The 14,529-nt window shown below is 64.5% G+C and carries 17 protein-coding genes; 16 read left to right on the top strand and 1 reads right to left on the bottom strand.

All coding sequences use genetic code 11. The annotated features are described in order from the left end of the window. The first annotated feature begins 22 nt into the window (after nucleotides 1–22). From ABSL23_RS00195 to ABSL23_RS00185, 3 genes are read left to right on the top strand one after another with little or no spacing between them, the layout of a single operon-like run. On the top strand, nucleotides 23–760 hold the full coding sequence (locus ABSL23_RS00195; RefSeq protein WP_123619651.1) for a thioredoxin domain-containing protein: 738 nt from the start codon (nucleotides 23–25) through the stop codon (nucleotides 758–760). Next, complete coding sequence (locus tag ABSL23_RS00190; RefSeq protein ID WP_353633185.1) at nucleotides 757–1,311, top strand: hypothetical protein; 555 nt, start codon at nucleotides 757–759, stop codon at nucleotides 1,309–1,311. The genes ABSL23_RS00195 and ABSL23_RS00190 overlap by 4 nt, the downstream gene beginning before the upstream one ends. Beyond that, the gene (locus ABSL23_RS00185; protein ID WP_353633184.1) at nucleotides 1,308–1,721 is read left to right on the top strand and encodes a hypothetical protein; all 414 of its coding nucleotides are present in this window, start codon (nucleotides 1,308–1,310) and stop codon (nucleotides 1,719–1,721) included. The genes ABSL23_RS00190 and ABSL23_RS00185 overlap by 4 nt, the downstream gene beginning before the upstream one ends. A 355-nt stretch (nucleotides 1,722–2,076) precedes the next feature. On the opposite strand, the gene ABSL23_RS00180 is transcribed toward ABSL23_RS00185, so the two are convergent. Continuing rightward, a complete protein-coding gene (locus ABSL23_RS00180) occupies nucleotides 2,077–2,721 on the bottom strand; it encodes a helix-turn-helix domain-containing protein (protein WP_353633183.1) in 645 nt (214 codons plus the stop codon). A 139-nt stretch (nucleotides 2,722–2,860) separates the two neighbouring features. Here ABSL23_RS00180 and ABSL23_RS00175 point away from each other — a divergent pair, with 139 nt between their 5' ends. From ABSL23_RS00175 to ABSL23_RS00115, 13 genes are all read left to right on the top strand, one after another. Continuing rightward, a complete protein-coding gene (locus tag ABSL23_RS00175) occupies nucleotides 2,861–3,634 on the top strand; it encodes a hypothetical protein (protein WP_353633182.1) in 774 nt (257 codons plus the stop codon). Beyond that, nucleotides 3,573–4,109, top strand: coding sequence for a hypothetical protein (locus tag ABSL23_RS00170; protein WP_353633181.1), 537 nt, complete (start codon nucleotides 3,573–3,575; stop codon nucleotides 4,107–4,109). The genes ABSL23_RS00175 and ABSL23_RS00170 overlap by 62 nt, the downstream gene beginning before the upstream one ends. A gap of 84 nt (nucleotides 4,110–4,193) precedes the next feature. Further along, the gene (locus ABSL23_RS00165; protein ID WP_353633180.1) at nucleotides 4,194–5,546 is read left to right on the top strand and encodes an FAD-dependent oxidoreductase; all 1,353 of its coding nucleotides are present in this window, start codon (nucleotides 4,194–4,196) and stop codon (nucleotides 5,544–5,546) included. Beyond that, nucleotides 5,543–6,790 (top strand): M20/M25/M40 family metallo-hydrolase, encoded by a 1,248-nt coding sequence (locus ABSL23_RS00160; RefSeq protein ID WP_353633179.1) that lies wholly within the window; start codon nucleotides 5,543–5,545, stop codon nucleotides 6,788–6,790. The genes ABSL23_RS00165 and ABSL23_RS00160 overlap by 4 nt, the downstream gene beginning before the upstream one ends. An 87-nt stretch (nucleotides 6,791–6,877) precedes the next feature. Then, nucleotides 6,878–7,102, top strand: a complete 225-nt coding sequence (locus ABSL23_RS00155) for a YgaP-like transmembrane domain (protein WP_276274241.1) — start codon at nucleotides 6,878–6,880, stop codon at nucleotides 7,100–7,102. A 2-nt stretch (nucleotides 7,103–7,104) separates the two neighbouring features. After that, nucleotides 7,105–7,698: a class I SAM-dependent methyltransferase gene (locus tag ABSL23_RS00150; protein WP_123619646.1), complete on the top strand. Its 594-nt coding sequence runs from the start codon at nucleotides 7,105–7,107 to the stop codon at nucleotides 7,696–7,698. A 128-nt stretch (nucleotides 7,699–7,826) separates the two neighbouring features. Beyond that, nucleotides 7,827–8,063 (top strand): sulfurtransferase TusA family protein, encoded by a 237-nt coding sequence (locus ABSL23_RS00145; RefSeq protein WP_123619645.1) that lies wholly within the window; start codon nucleotides 7,827–7,829, stop codon nucleotides 8,061–8,063. Next, the gene (locus ABSL23_RS00140; protein ID WP_353633178.1) at nucleotides 8,060–9,205 is read left to right on the top strand and encodes an FAD/NAD(P)-binding oxidoreductase; all 1,146 of its coding nucleotides are present in this window, start codon (nucleotides 8,060–8,062) and stop codon (nucleotides 9,203–9,205) included. Before ABSL23_RS00145 ends, ABSL23_RS00140 begins: the two co-directional genes overlap by 4 nt. 2 nt (nucleotides 9,206–9,207) lie before the next feature. Further along, entirely contained in the window at nucleotides 9,208–9,834 is a 627-nt protein-coding gene (locus ABSL23_RS00135) for a DUF1641 domain-containing protein (RefSeq protein ID WP_353633177.1), read from the top strand. 116 nt (nucleotides 9,835–9,950) lie between these two features. Beyond that, the gene (locus tag ABSL23_RS00130) at nucleotides 9,951–10,289 is read left to right on the top strand and encodes a thioredoxin family protein (RefSeq protein ID WP_276274237.1); all 339 of its coding nucleotides are present in this window, start codon (nucleotides 9,951–9,953) and stop codon (nucleotides 10,287–10,289) included. Nucleotides 10,290–10,304: 15 nt separating this feature from the next. Then, nucleotides 10,305–11,423, top strand: coding sequence for an aminotransferase class V-fold PLP-dependent enzyme (locus ABSL23_RS00125; RefSeq protein WP_353633176.1), 1,119 nt, complete (start codon nucleotides 10,305–10,307; stop codon nucleotides 11,421–11,423). 319 nt (nucleotides 11,424–11,742) lie between these two features. Next, nucleotides 11,743–13,191, top strand: coding sequence for a cytochrome ubiquinol oxidase subunit I (locus tag ABSL23_RS00120; RefSeq protein WP_353633175.1), 1,449 nt, complete (start codon nucleotides 11,743–11,745; stop codon nucleotides 13,189–13,191). Beyond that, on the top strand, nucleotides 13,184–14,179 hold the full coding sequence (locus ABSL23_RS00115) for a cytochrome d ubiquinol oxidase subunit II (protein WP_353633174.1): 996 nt from the start codon (nucleotides 13,184–13,186) through the stop codon (nucleotides 14,177–14,179). The genes ABSL23_RS00120 and ABSL23_RS00115 overlap by 8 nt, the downstream gene beginning before the upstream one ends. Nucleotides 14,180–14,529: the final 350 nt, after the last annotated feature.

Raw genomic sequence — 14,529 nt, 5'->3', positions numbered from 1 at the left:
TGCGAAGTGGTATTGTATATAGATGGACGAAGAGGGCAATATCACTCGGCGGAGGGCACTCATCGCCGGCGGCTCGGTGCTCGCGTTCGGTAGTGGTGTCGCCTACATGGGATCACGATCTGGTGCGAGCGGACAGCACTACGTCCCCGACACCACGCACGCTGGTTCCGGGACGACCGGATTCGACGTCGACCTCGACGGCCGCCCCATTGCCGGTGAACGCGACGCGCCGATAGACATCTACTACTGGACGGACTATCTGTGTCCGTTCTGCAAGCAGTTCGAGACGGAGACACTCCCGGAACTCGGCCGAGAGCACCTCGATACCGGCGACGCACGCCTGGCCGTGCTGCCCTACCCGAACATCGGAGAATACTCCACGCCAGCGGCGGTCTGGGGGCGCTGCGTGTGGTCGCAGGTCGCCGACAGCGACCCGGATGCGTTCTGGAACTGGCACGCGGCGGCCTTCGCCGAACAGCCAGAGTCCGGCACGGACTGGGCCGACGACGAAATGTTCGCGGCGGTCACCGAACAGACAGCTGGCGTTGGCCTGTCCGCGGTCGAGACCTGCCGTGAGGAACGCGGCGCGACGATCCGGGAGCGAATCGAACCGAACGTCGCCATGGCCCAGGAGTCGAGAATCCAGGGGACGCCCGGGTTCGTACTCTACAACCGTGACTCCGGGGCGGCCGGAAAGCTCGTCGGCGCCCACCCCTACGAGAACTTTGCCGACGCGATCGACCAGGTGAGACGGGCATGACCGGGGGTCCCGCCACCGCGAGCCGCGACTGGACTCGCGACCTCCGCGACGCGCTTGGCTATCCGCTCACGTCGGACGCCCGGTTGCTATCGGCCGCCGCCGTGACACTCGTCACGTACGTCGTCCTGGTGTTGAGCTCATTCCCCCAGTTCTCGGTCCAGGTGCTCGCGACCGACCCGGCCGACGTCGGCTACGCGGTTACAGCGCTCACGCGGGAGGTGTACCTGACCACCGGCTACCTCGGGCTCGCGCTGGTCACCACGTACGCCGTCCTGACCGGTGTCGCGGTGACCAACGCGCTCGCGCTGGTCCAGCGCGCACGTCGCCGGAGTGCGTCGGCGATCGTCGGCGTGCTCCCCGGACTGCTCGCCGCCGGCTGTGCGAGCTGTGGCGCGGGCGTGCTCGGTGCGCTGGGCTTCGTCGGTGCGATGGCGGCGCTGCCATTCGACGGCAACCTCCTCAGGCTCGTCGGACTCGCCCTACTCCTCTTCTTCCTCGGTCGCGCCGGTGACCCACGAACGTGTTCGCTCGACGGAGGTGGGCGTGCATGACGACGCTGCTGCGCCCCCGTCTGCTCCGGAGTGTCGCCGTGGGCATCGGGGTGTTTGTTCTGTTCGGGGCGGTGACCGGCCTGCTGCCGAACCCGATCTACGTGCGGATGGTGTCTCGGACGCCGGCGGACTACCTGTTCCTCGTCGCGACCGCCATTTTCGCTGGCACGTTCGTCTACCAGCGCTCGCTGGCCGAGAAGCCAATTGGCGACCGATTCGCTGCCGGTGGAATCGTCGGCGGATTCCTGGCGTTCGGCTGTCCGATCTGTAACGGCGTGTTGCTCGCGCTGTTCAGCTCGTCGGCGCTCATGACGTCCTTCGACCCGCTCCGCCCAATCCTCGGTGTCGTGAGCGTCGTGTTCTTCGCCGGTTTGCTGGTCTACCAGCGCCGGCGCTGCGAGGTGTGCTGACAGTGCGACCAACGGCCTCGACGACCCAAACGCACTTGGGTCGACCAGTCGAACGAGAGACCAGCCGATGACTAGTTCGGACACGGAGGCGAGTTCGGAGGATGCGTCGACGCCACCGTGGCGGTTACTCGGTGTGGGCGGTGCGTTGAGTCTCTGCTGTCTCTTCGCGGCGCCGGCGGCCGGCGCCGCGGCTGCCGGGGGGACGGCTGCTGCACTTGGTGGTGGACTCATCAGGATTCTAGTGACCGTGCTGGCAGTGGGTTTGATCGATGCAGTCTATCGAGTTCGCTCATTTGGCTGTGCGTGTAGCACGCAGGACGACAGCGAACCCTGACCCATATCGGTCGGGCACTCGTCAGGGCTGCGTGAACTCTTCTGCGGCGAACCAGGTGATGATGCTGCTCTCACAGCGGTGGAGGATGTCGCTGCACGTCGACTTCGAGACGCCCAACGTCTCTGCAACGTCGGTGAGCGTGGCTTCGCGCGGAACGGCGTAGTACCCCTCGTCGATCGCGACGGCCAGCACCTCGTGCTGTCGCGGTGTCAGCAGTCGGTCGGCTTTCGAAGAGCCGATTTCGACGACGGACTCGATGTCGTACTCGATGCCCGCCTCGTCGAGGTGCTCGCCGAGTTCGGACAGTCGATCCGATGACGTCGTCAGTTCCCACGTCGCGCGTCCGGCAAGGACGGTGAACGGTAACTCGACGGGGACGCCTGCCTCCCATAGAGGAAAGAGAAGCGGTGGACTCGTTGTCTCGACTTGAACGAGCGCAGTCCGCTCGTGCTTCCAGAGCAAGTCGACGTCGACGACGTCCGGTTGACCCCGAACGTCCGCGAGGATGTCGAGGAGCTCGGTACTCTCGATCCGGAGGAGTGCGATCCCTGCGTCCTCGCCTGCAAGCGCTGTCACGACTTCGAACGTTGTGGCGTCGTGGGACGTCGACAAATCGTGAATCCAGACATCCGACGGCAGGGAAATGGAGAGCTGGGCTCGGGGCATACTGGAACATCACCACTGGAATCCCTTGAACTACCTCCTGACATGTTCGAATAATGCTCACATATCCGAATCCAACCGACAGGTTCGTCCGAACTGGTACACGGACCGGATGATAATATTGGGGCAGGTGTCCACGACGATGCAAACACGGAACAACCCGTTCCTTCTCATGGCCGGTTTGTATCTATCCGTCGGCTTGCTGGCCGTCATCGGAAAGCTGGGTGTTGAGTTCGGAGTGATCGACGCGTTGCCGCGGCTCCGTTGGTTGACGATCCACTTCGTTACTATCGGGGGGATAACACAGGCGCTGTTCGGCGTCCTCCCAGCCCTCGCGGGTTCTGCGTCCGCGACGACGGCCGCGACCACCCGGAACAGGTGGTTCCAGTGGCTGACACTGAACGCGGGATACCCGCTCGTTCTGATTGGGATGGCGACCGGCGACACGACGACCGCTACGGCCGGTGCGACGCTCGTTCTCACGGCCCTCGGCGGGCTGCTAGTGACGGTCTTCCGGACGAGTACGTCCGGCGACCGAAGGACTCGGTTCTTCAGAACCGCACCGTGGTTCCTGGTCGTCGGTATCCTCGCCGCGTTCGGGATGTTGTTGAACCTCCACGGGCCTGGCGGGTACTTCGGGTCGATCGAGGCACACGTCCACGCCAACGTCTGGGGCTTCCTCGCGCTCGTCGCAGCTGGCGCACTCCTCACGTCGATCCCGAATCTGTTCGGAGCCGACCTCCGGTATCCGCGGCTCCGCAGCGTCACCTACTGGGGGGGTCACTGTTGGGGCGGCGGGGCTCGTCGCCGGGCCGTGGCTCGCGCGCCACGAACTAACGATGGGTGGACTGGCTGTGTACGTCATTGGAACCGTAGCGCTGCTGGCGAACGTCGTCGGGACGTACCGAGCCGGTGACCGGGCTCGCACTCGGCGACTCGCGCTCGTTCTCGGGGCGTATCTCTGGCTGGCGTTCCCGGTCCCGTGGGCGCCGCTCGTGTTGCTGTTCCCGGAGACCGTTCCCGGGGCGGCAATCGAGTTAGCGGCCATCGACGGTCTCGTGTTTGGCTGGATGCTCCAGCTAGCGATGGCGTTCCTGCCCGCCGTCGTGGTTTCCCTCGGAAACGAGACGCAGGATGTCGTCTCCCTGCTGGATATGGGTGTCGAGACCGTCGGCCGGCCATCGTGGGTTCAGATTGCAAGCGTTAACGTCGGAATGCTCGCACTCTGGGGCACGGCGGTGCCGCCACTCGCGGGACTCACGGATCCGCTGACGCTCGTCGGCTACCTGCTGATCGCCGTCGCTTGGGCGTTCCTGGTTGCCGACCTATGGACCGCACTGACCCCGCGAGCCCCCGTGACTGGCCCTGCTACGGAATCTCTCTCCGAGTGAGGCCGCTCTGGGCCACTCGAGAGACTCTCGCAATATTGTGTGTTCCGCGAAATACTTTTGGCGCTACCGACCCAACGGTGAAATATGAGCGACACGTTCGTGGTCATCGGCGGTGACGCCGCAGGGATGAGCGCCGCGAGCAAGGCCAAGCGCGAGGACCCGGAGCTGGACGTCGTCGTCTTCGAGAAGGGCAAGTGGGTGTCTTACGCCGCCTGCGGGATGCCCTACTACGTCAAAGGCGAGGTCGAGAATTTGGAGGACCTCGTCGCCGTGACGCCCGAGGAGTTCCGCGACGAGCGCGATATCGACCTCCGGACCGGCCACGAGGTCGTCGGCATCGACCCCGAGGCCGAAACCGTCACCGTCGAGGCTGATGGCGAGACGTTCGACCAGCCCTACGACCATCTACTCGTCGCGACGGGCGCGAGCGCCATCGAACCACCGTTCGACGGGCTCGGCCTCGACGGCGTGTTCACGATCCACGACATGGACGAGGCCGACGCCATCGAGAACTACGTCACCGAACACTCCCCCGACTCCACAGCGATCGTCGGGGGCGGGTACGTCGGCATCGAGATGGCCGAGGCGCTGTCGGCGCGCGGCGTCGACGTTCACCTCTACGAGATGCTGCCGCACGTCCTCCAACCGTTCGGTGACGCGGTGGCCGAGGTCGTCGAGGACCACCTCCGCGAGCAGGGAGTCGAGCTCCACCTCGACACCGCAGTCTCAGGCTTCGAAGGTACCGACCGGGTCGAGCGCGTCATGCTCGACGACGAGTCCCATCCCGCCGACGTCGCCATCGTCGGCGTCGGTGTCGAACCGAATACGGAGCTGGCGGCGGACGCCGGCATCGAGCTGGGCGAGACCGGAGCCATCGCGACCGACGAGTACGGTCGGACGAACTACGAGCACATCTACGCTGCGGGCGACTGCGCGGAGGCACGCCACGTCGTGACCGGCGAGCCGGCCCACGTGCCGCTGGCGCTGACGGCCAACCGCGCCGGCCGCGCAATCGGCCAGACCGTCATCGGCGACCCGGAGCCGGTCGGCGAAATCGCCGGAACGGCCATCGTCAAGGCATTCGACCTCGGCGCCGCCCGGACCGGCCTCCTCGACGAAGAACGGGCACGGGACGCCGGCTTCGACCCCGTCTCAGTAACGATATCGGCACCGACGCGGGCTCACTACTACCCCGATGGCGCAGAGCTCACCGTCACGCTGGTGGCCGACCTGAACTCCGGCCGGCTGCTCGGCGGGAGCGTCGTCGGCCGGGAAGGGGCGAAACGGATCGACACGGTGGCGACGGCGCTCACGGCCGGGATGACCGTGACTGAACTCCGGAACGCCGACCTGGCGTACGCCCCGCCGTTCAGCCCCGTCTGGGACCCGATACTCACGGCGGCGAAAGTCCTCGAGGGGAAGTTAGCGGGCGAATGAGCGACGCTACGCCATCCGAGTACGTGCGAGCACACCGAGCGGAGCTGGTCGCGCTCGCCCTCGACCTCCTCGCGATTGAGACGTCGAACCCGCCCGGCGACACGCAGGAAATCGTCGCGAAAATCGAACAATTCCTCGACCCGCTTCCGGTCGAGGTAGAGCGTTTTGCAGTCGATCCAGCAAAGCCGAATCTGCTCGTTCGGCTACCGGGTGGGTCTGACCACACACTGCTATATAATGGCCACCTCGATACGGTGCCCTTCGACGCAGATGCCTGGTCCCACGATCCACTTGGCGAGCGCGTCGATGAACGCGTCTACGGCCGCGGTGCAACCGACATGAAAGGTGCCGTGGCGTCGATGTTGTTGGGAATACAGGCCTTCGCAGCCACCGACACTGAGCCACCTGTCGACCTCCAATTCGCGTTCGTGAGTGACGAGGAAGTGGGTGGTGACGCCGGCTTGCCAGCGTTACTGAACGCTGGTGAGCTCGACGCTGACGCATGCGTGATTGGCGAGCCGACCTGCGAGGAAGGTCGCCACTCAGTCACAATCGCGGACCGGGGCAGCATTTGGCTGACGCTCGAAGCCAGCGGTGAGGGGGTCCACGGCTCCCGCCCAATACTCGGCGTCAATGCCATCGACCGGCTCTACGACGCCGTCGGGACGATGCGCGAACGGTTTGGCACCCAGCGACTCGAGATCGACGCTGACGTGGCTCCGATCGTCGAGGAGTCAGTCGAATACTACGCCCCCTCGATGGGTGAGGCCGCCGCCCGAGAGCTGTTCTGGTATCCCTCGATCAATCTCGGCGTCCTCGAGGGCGGGGACGCGATAAACACCGTCCCGCAGTCTGCGCACGCCGAAGTTGACGTGCGACTGACCGCAGGTGTCCACACGCCCGATGTGCTCGCGGAGATTCGGGAGTGCGTCGCCGACTGCGAAGGTATCACAATCGCCGACGTCTCCTGGAGCGTCGGTACGGCTGAAGCACCCACCAGCCCACTCGTCGAAGCCGTCGCGTCGACTGCGGAGGAGGCCACAGGTGATCACGTCTTCCGGCGGAGCGCTACGGGTGGTGGTGACGCCAAGAAACTCCGGAATGCAGGCATCCCGACTGTAGAGTACGCGCTCGGAACCGACACTGTTCACGCGCCGGATGAGTACGTTCCGGTCGACGTCCTCGTCGACAACGCCGTCGTCTACGCTCAGCTACCAATACGGTGGCAGTCCCAGCTCGGGTAGTAACCCCTCCAGGCACGGTTGTACCGGATTGCTTGGGCGGTGAGGGGAAGCCGTCGGGAAACACTTAGGTAATATCATAGTGTATTTGTGGGTATGAAGAACAATATTGGTGCGGCAGACAGCCGAATCCGGATCGGTGGCGGGCTGGGTTTGGCGGCTGTCGGAGTGGCCTCACTCGGAGGGCTGCTTGGAGTTGGGACGGTGGTTGGCACAGTCCTGGCCCTGCTGGGTCTCGTTCTCGCCGGGACTGGCCTCGTTCGAGTCTGCCTCCTGTATCGCCTGCTGGGAGTGGATACGTCGGGGTCCCGCTAGGGATGGAGCGCTTCCAGAACACCGGCCAACCCGACTGGGACTGGTGGAGCAAACTCTGGCCGACACCCGGCGCGACGCTCCGGGAACTCGGCGTCGAATCCGGCGAGTCGGTCGCCGAAGTCGGCTGTGGAAGCGGCTACTTTGCCCTTCCAGCTGCCCGAATTGCCGACCCTGAGCCTGTTTACGCTATCGACCTTGATGCGTCACTGCTCGGTGAACTCGATGATCTCGCTGAGCAGCAGGACATCGAGAACGTCGTTCCGACTCACGGTGACGCCCGGAACCTGACTGGGGTCCTCCCCGACTCAGTCAGCACGCTCGTCGTGGCAAACACGTTCCACGGCGTCGACGACCAGTCGGGGTTGGTCGAGCAGGCGTTCCGGGTGATCGAACCTGGCGGAAGCCTGATCATCGTCAACTGGCATGACCGCCCACGTGAAACGACGACTGTCGGAACCGAACCCCGCGGACCTCCGACGAAACTTCGGATGACGCCGGGAGAAACTGAAGAAGCCGTGCTTCCGGCCGCAGCGTTCACGCTCGACCGGCAGGTCGAGTTGCCGCCGTACCACTATGCGCTCGTGTTCGAGCGGTGAACGCTCCTCCTCTACGATTTCAATATTACCTCTCGGTCGCTCATTCCAGGCCTACAGATTTTCAGAATCTTGGAACTCGCACACAATACTAATATAGGATAGTTCCAACTGCCGCCTGTGAGCTCTCTATGACTGACATCGAGCCTGACGACACCGTCGATGCCAGAGGCGCAGCATGCCCCGGCCCGTTGATGGACCTCATCGGAAAGATTCGGAGCGCCGAGTCCGGGGACGTGATCCGACTGCTGAGCGACAACGACCAGTCGCTCACCGACGTCCCCGAGTGGGCCGAGGAAGCCGGCAACGAGCTACTCGCGGTCGAAGAGCTCGACGACCACAACGAGTTCTACGTGGAGAAAGCATGACTGAACACGTCGTTATCGTCGGCGGCGGGACCGGCGGCACCGTCCTCGCGAACGACCTCGCCGACCGACTCGAACCCGAACTCGACGCCGGTGACGTCCGAGTCACGCTCGTCAACGACGACCCCGACCACGTCTATAAGCCGGTCTGGCTGTACGTGCCGTTCGGCCAGCGCGAACCTGACGACGGCCGTCGCCCGCTCGACGACCTCGTCGACGACGCAATCGATCTCCGGATCGACCGCGTGTCCGACATCGACACCGAGGCCCAGCGGCTCCAGTTCCACGGGAGTGCCCCACCAGTCAGCTACGACTACCTCGTGCTGGCGACCGGCTCGACGTTGGAGCCCGACCAGATTCCGGGCCTCACGAAGGGCGGTCACAACTACTACAGCGAGTCGGGCGCGACCGACTTGCGCGACGAACTGTTGGAGTTCACCGAGGGTGACCTCGTGTTGAGCGTCATCGGGACGCCCCACATGTGTCCGGCGGCACCACTCGAATTCGTCTTCATGGCCGACGACTGGCTCCGCGAGCGCGGCCTCCGCGAGGACGTCGATATCACGTATACGTATCCGATCCAACGCGTCCACGGCAACCCTCACATCGCCGAGTGGGCCCGCCCCATCATGGAGGAACGGGACATCCAGGTGGAGACGTTCTTCAACGCCAAGTCGGTCGACCCCGACGCGGAGACCATCACGTCGATGGAGGGGACCGAACTCGACTACGACCTCCTCGTGACGATTCCACCCCACGGCGGCATCGACCTGATCGAAGAGGCTGGGCTCGGCGACGACGGCTGGGTCGACGTCGACAAGCACACGCTCGAAGCAGAAGCTGCCGACAACGTCTACGCGCTCGGCGACACCGCCGACACCGGCGTCCCGAACGCGGGCAGCGTCGCCCACTACCAGGCCGGCGTCGTCGGTCAGCGCCTCGCTAGCGAGATCCGTGGCCGCCCGGCGACGGCGACCTACGACGGGAAGACGCTGTGCTTCATCGAGACGGGGATGGACGCGGCGTCGTTCGTCGAGTTCGACTACGAGCACCCGCCGTCGCCGGCGCCGCCCTCGGAGAAACTCCACTGGTCGAAACTGGCGTACAACGAGTCCTACTGGCTCACCGCGCGGGGACTGCTCTGACCATGTCCGAGAACCAGGCTAACGCGCCGACCGACCTCGAAGCGGCGATCGAGCAGAACCCCGAGGCGGTCGCCGAGTTCGTGGAGCACCTCGACGCCGTCAACGAGCTACTGGACGTGCTCTCGCTGGGCGAGAGCGCGCTCGACGACGAGATGGTCCGCGAGCTCTCGGCCACGGGGTCGACGCTGGCGGAGTCCGCCGACGGGCTGGCGACCGACGAGACCGTGGCGCTGGCCGAAACGGTCGGGGAGAACGGCGACGACCTGCGGGAGGCCCTTGATACGTTGCTCGCGCTCCAGCAAAGCGGAACGCTCGACGACCTGGCCGAACTCGCGGAGGTAGGGTCGTTGGCGACCGCGGCGCTCGACGACGAGATGGTCACGTCATTGGCCGGTACCGGTGCTGCGGTCGGCGAGGTCGCGCAGACGGCCGCTGACGACGATACTCGTGATGGCATCCAAACGCTGCTGGAGAGCGTTGGTGAGGCGGAGCAGAGCTCCCCCGAGCAGGTCGGGGCCGTTGGTCTGCTTCGCGGATTACGTGATCCGGATGTTCAGTACGGGTTGGGCTATCTGCTGGCGCTTGCAGGCGCGCTCGGCCGTGCGCAATCCACGGAGAAGTCACACTAACCGCTCTCTCCGAGGCGGGCCACTTTCCCGGTCGATGTAGACGGGGAGTGACCGCACCGTATTGTATTGTGTGGTAGACCCAAGACTATTAAACACCGGGTGCGTAGAGGCTGGTAATGGCAACGCAGACAGCGAAGACGGACCGCGTGGTTTCGCTTGATGACGACGACCTCGAAACGGTCGTCGAAGACAGTAGCGTCGCGCTCGTGGAGTTCTACACGGAGTGGTGTGGCACCTGCAAGCGGATGAAGCCGGTTCTCGAAGCCCTCGCGGAAGACACTGACGCGACGGTGCTGACGATCGACATCGAGTCGAACCTCGAGACGGCGATCGAGTTCGGTGCCCAGAGCACGCCCACGTTCGTCCTCTTCGCCGATGGGAAACCGGTGAAACAGCTTCGCGGCGGCCAGAATGAACAGACGCTCCGCGACCTGATTGCCCGGTATCGGGACTAACTCACCGACAACGAGATGAACCCGAGAGAACTTCGCGCCGACACGCCCGCCCTGCACGAGGACGTCTACCTGAACTTCGGCGCTCACGGGCCGAGTCCACGGTACGTCGTCGAGGCTGCTGACGAGTTCGTGCGGTCACACGAGTACGAGACGAGCACGCGAAACGACCCCTACGAGGTGGCGTTCGACGCCTACGACCGCGTGCGGGAGCGCGTCGCCACCTTCGTCGGTGCGGACGACGACGAGATCGCGCTCACGGAGAGCACGACCGCGGGCATCAACGCTGTCGCGACCGCCATCGACTGGGAGCCCGGCGACACCGTCGTTCGAACCGACCTCGAACATCCGGCCGGGACGCTCCCGTGGCAACGCCTAGAACAGGAGGGCGTCGAGGTTCGCGTCGTCGAGACAGCGGACGGCCGTATCGACCTCGACGCCTTCGCCGAGGCCGTCGCCGACGCGCGCCTGGCCTGTTTCAGCGCGGTAACGTGGACGCACGGCACCCAGCTGCCCGTCAGCGATCTCGTCGATATCGCCCACGAAGCCGGCACGTTCGCGCTCGTCGACGCTGTACAGGTGCCTGGACAGCTTCCCCTCAATGTCGGCGAGTGGGGTGCGGACGCCGTCGCGGCGGCCGGTCACAAGTGGCTGCTGGGGCTGTGGGGCGGCGGCTTCCTCTACGTCGACCGGACAGCTGCTGACTCCCTCCTACCCGCCACAGTTGGGTACCGAAGCGTCGAGACGCCGACTGCAGATCCCTACGAGTTCGCAGCCGGCGCCCGCCGATTCGAGGTCGGCTCGGCGAACCCGGCGCCACACGTCGCCCTGGCGGAAGCTATCGAGGCGATCGACGAAGTTGGAGTCAACCGTATCGCCGCCCGGATTCAGGAACTGGCCGGCCAGCTCGCCGCTGGCGTCCCCGACGACCGGCTTCTGAGTCCTGCAGACCCCGAGTCGGGACTCGTGACCATCGACGTGGACGACCCCGAAGCGACCGTCGACCGACTCGCGTCAGAGGGGATTGTCGTTCGTGCCGTGCCGACGCCGGACGCTGTCCGCGCGTCGGTTCACGCGGTCAACACTCACACCGAGGTTGAGGAGCTGCTGAACGCCCTCGAATCGGAGTGGACCTGACAACCGCAGAAGGGTTCACTTCGACTGTCGCATTTCGTCAGGCTGAATCCTGCATCAGTAGACCGCCCATCTGCCGGCGCAGCGTGAGCGTTTAGGTTCCTACCGAAGACCATCTTTTCCCCTCTGTTGCCATTAGTTTTCTCGCGCGGTCTCGGTGGTCCTCGCGCCGAGAGATTACAAACCTGGTGCATCTCCGATCCCGGACTTTTCTACTGCATTCATAAGAATATATTTTCATCTATAAAAACTCTTTCGGGGTTATCCGAAATTCGGGAATCGCCTAGTGGCTAATCATATCGCGCCCAGCAACGCCTAACCCATGGTCCCAGCGACACTTCTGTCCACCGTCGACCTGGGGTGGATGGCCTTGCTCTCTCCAGAAACCGCGAGCCGTATGCAGTTCGGGTGGACGATCTCCGTGCACATCATTTTCGCGTCTCTCTCAATCGGGCTCGCACCGTTTATCATCTACTTCACTTGGAAAGACGTACGGACTAACGAGCAGCAGTATGCGCGGTTACGCTCGTTTTGGGTGAAGGTGTTCGCCGCTGGCTTCGTGATGGGAACGGTCACCGGTATCCCGATGAGTTTCCAGTTCGGGACGAACTTCCCGCAGTTCGCCACAATCGCCGGTGAACTGATCGGTGGGCCACTCGCGTTCGAGGCGAAGATGGCGTTCTTCTTGGAAGCCGTCTTCCTCGGCGTGTTGCTGTACGGCCGCGAGCGGGTCGCGGACCGAACGTACGTCCTCTCCTCGGTCCTCGTCGGCGTCGGTGCTTGGCTGTCGGGGTTCTGGATCCTGGTCGTCAACTCGTGGATGCAGACGCCTCGGGGCTACGAGATGGTCACCCGCAACGGGATGGAGGTCGCCAAGCTCACTGACCCGGTCGCGGCGTTCCTCACTCCGCGAATGCCGTGGATGTACGTTCACATGATGAACGCGTCGGTGATATCGGTCGCGCTGCTCGTCGCGGGCGTCTCGGCATACCTCGTCTGGAAGAAGCCGGACGCAGAGGCCTGGAACTCCGCGCTCAAACTCGCCGTCGTCCTGCTCCTCGTTTCGGCGCCGTTCCAAGCGGTCCACGGTGACGCCTACGGCCGGCACGTTGAGGATACGCAGCCCCAGAAGTTCGCCGCGATGGAAGCCCACTACGAGACGGGGGCGGCCGACCTCCACCTGCTCGCGTTCCCGAAGTCCCTCGACGCGCTCACCGACCCGCGCGCCGAGAACCTCTTCACGGTGAGTCTCCCCAGAGTCGGGTCGTTCCTCGCCAGTGGCGGGGACTTCGACGCCGAGGTCATCGGCCTGAACGAGTACGAGGAGAACCCACCCGTTGCGCTCGTGTTCTGGTCGTTCCGATTCATGGTCGGGCTCGGGTTCCTATTCATCGGGCTCGCGCTCTGGGGCGGGTACCTCACGTACCGCGGCCGGTTGACAGAGAGTACGCGCTACCTGAAGTCGATGATCGCGGCCTCGCCATTCGGCTATGCGGCGTTACTCACCGGCTGGTACGTCACCGAGGTCGGCCGCCAACCGTGGGTCATCCAGGGCGAACTCAAGACGAGCGAGGCGGTCTCCTCGACGCTCACTGGGACCGAGGCGACCCTGACTCTCGTCGGGTTCGTTGTCCTCTACATCGCGTTGATACTGACTGCGCTGTACGTCCTGAAGTGGCTGATTCATGGAGAGCTCCGGTCGCTCGGCGTCCAGGAGTCGAGTGCGGGCCGCTGGCGTGGCCCTCTCCCGTGGGTGACCAGCGATGACTGATCCACTGATTCCCGTCGACACGTACCTCGTCGACTCCCTGCCGGAGGTCTGGTTCGGCGCCGTGGTGTTCGCGTTGGGGATGTACATCGTCCTGGACGGCTTCGACTTCGGTATCGGGATGCTGTACGCGACCCGGACGGACGAACACGAGCGGGAGACGTTCCTGGCGGCGTTCGGCCCGGTGTGGGACGCCAACGAGGTGTGGGTCGTAGCGTTCGGGACGATGTTGCTGGCGGCGTTCCCGCGCGTGTACTCGCGGCTCCTGGCGGACAACTATCTGCTCGCACTCGGGTTCGTCGTCGCGTTGGTGTTCCGCGGGCTCGGTCCGGAGCTCCGCGAGCAGCGCGAGGACGAGCGCTGGGAGCGCTACACCGACTACGCCTTCGTCGGCGGGAGCGTGTTCGCGCCGCTGCTGTTGGGGATGCTCGCCGGCCGGTGGCTATTCGGTGGGGCGACGCTACCGGTGGTGCTGACCGGCGTCGGTCTGGTCGCGGTCTCGATAGTCACGGGGGCGGCGTTCCTCGCGGCGAAGACCGACTCTGGGTTGGCGTCGGAGTTGCGTTCGTACGGCGTCGTCGCGACGGTCGCGTACCTCGGCGGCGTAGTTGTCCTGTTGGGGACCGTCGTCGCGACCGATGCGGGTGGTGCCGCTGATGCGGTGCTCTCGCTGCCCGTCGCTGCGGTCGTCGCGCTCTCTATCGTCGCCGGGGTGGGCGGGAGCGTGCTGGCCAGCCGCGGCCGGTACCGGGCGTGGCTCGCGAGCGCACTGGCGCTCCCCACGCTGCTGACGCTCTTGGTCGCGGTGTTGTTGTATCCGACGGTCTATCCGCCGACAGGACTGCTGGTGAGAGAAGCCGTCGTGTCGCCGCTAGCGTTGAACCTCGTGACCATCCTCGGATTCCCGGTCCTGCTGCTGGTCTTGTGGTACTTCAAATTCCTTTACGGCGTCTTCAGCGGTCCAATCGAGGGCGAGGGTTACGGCGAGTGACATCCTCCCAGACCGACCTCGGCTGGACAACACGAGCAGGTATACATACGATAGATCTCACCGGCGAGCGTCCGTTCAACCTAGGCAGCTCCGACGAGGCAGCATTCGGTGAGGTACGTGAGACTATCTTGATACAGCGAGAGAATCCTCGCCCTTCCCGCGAAGGACGAGTGTTCCGACGCTCTGTCGGAACCGAGGACTGAGCAGGCGGGAGTGAATCGCGTAAGCTCCGTGCCACAATCTCCGTCACTGTTGCCCGACTGAATACCTAACGTAAATATTTAGTAGGAGAGAAACGTACAAATTCTTGTGCGAACGGAGATAGATATCGAGCGCGGTGGCGACCTACA

Origin of the sequence: Halobacterium sp. NMX12-1 (genome assembly GCF_040435975.1) — an archaeon.
Taxonomy (GTDB): domain Archaea; phylum Halobacteriota; class Halobacteria; order Halobacteriales; family Halobacteriaceae; genus Halobacterium; species Halobacterium hubeiense.
This window is presented reverse-complemented; position numbering and strand designations above follow the sequence as displayed.

What these genes read in the sequence shown, in the direction of transcription:
- ABSL23_RS00115 (WP_353633174.1), top strand. Translation starts at nt 13,184, where the DNA reads ATGACTGATCCACTGATTCCCGTCGACACGTACCTCGTCGACTCCCTG.
- ABSL23_RS00190 (WP_353633185.1), top strand. Translation starts at nt 757, where the DNA reads ATGACCGGGGGTCCCGCCACCGCGAGCCGCGACTGGACTCGCGACCTC.
- ABSL23_RS00165 (WP_353633180.1), top strand. Translation starts at nt 4,194, where the DNA reads ATGAGCGACACGTTCGTGGTCATCGGCGGTGACGCCGCAGGGATGAGC.
- ABSL23_RS00125 (WP_353633176.1), top strand. Translation starts at nt 10,305, where the DNA reads ATGAACCCGAGAGAACTTCGCGCCGACACGCCCGCCCTGCACGAGGAC.
- ABSL23_RS00130 (WP_276274237.1), top strand. Translation starts at nt 9,951, where the DNA reads ATGGCAACGCAGACAGCGAAGACGGACCGCGTGGTTTCGCTTGATGAC.
- ABSL23_RS00185 (WP_353633184.1), top strand. Translation starts at nt 1,308, where the DNA reads ATGACGACGCTGCTGCGCCCCCGTCTGCTCCGGAGTGTCGCCGTGGGC.
- ABSL23_RS00195 (WP_123619651.1), top strand. Translation starts at nt 23, where the DNA reads ATGGACGAAGAGGGCAATATCACTCGGCGGAGGGCACTCATCGCCGGC.
- ABSL23_RS00140 (WP_353633178.1), top strand. Translation starts at nt 8,060, where the DNA reads ATGACTGAACACGTCGTTATCGTCGGCGGCGGGACCGGCGGCACCGTC.
- ABSL23_RS00145 (WP_123619645.1), top strand. Translation starts at nt 7,827, where the DNA reads ATGACTGACATCGAGCCTGACGACACCGTCGATGCCAGAGGCGCAGCA.
- ABSL23_RS00175 (WP_353633182.1), top strand. Translation starts at nt 2,861, where the DNA reads ATGCAAACACGGAACAACCCGTTCCTTCTCATGGCCGGTTTGTATCTA.
- ABSL23_RS00120 (WP_353633175.1), top strand. Translation starts at nt 11,743, where the DNA reads ATGGTCCCAGCGACACTTCTGTCCACCGTCGACCTGGGGTGGATGGCC.
- ABSL23_RS00180 (WP_353633183.1), bottom strand. Translation starts at nt 2,721, where the DNA reads ATGCCCCGAGCCCAGCTCTCCATTTCCCTGCCGTCGGATGTCTGGATT.
- ABSL23_RS00150 (WP_123619646.1), top strand. Translation starts at nt 7,105, where the DNA reads ATGGAGCGCTTCCAGAACACCGGCCAACCCGACTGGGACTGGTGGAGC.
- ABSL23_RS00135 (WP_353633177.1), top strand. Translation starts at nt 9,208, where the DNA reads ATGTCCGAGAACCAGGCTAACGCGCCGACCGACCTCGAAGCGGCGATC.
- ABSL23_RS00160 (WP_353633179.1), top strand. Translation starts at nt 5,543, where the DNA reads ATGAGCGACGCTACGCCATCCGAGTACGTGCGAGCACACCGAGCGGAG.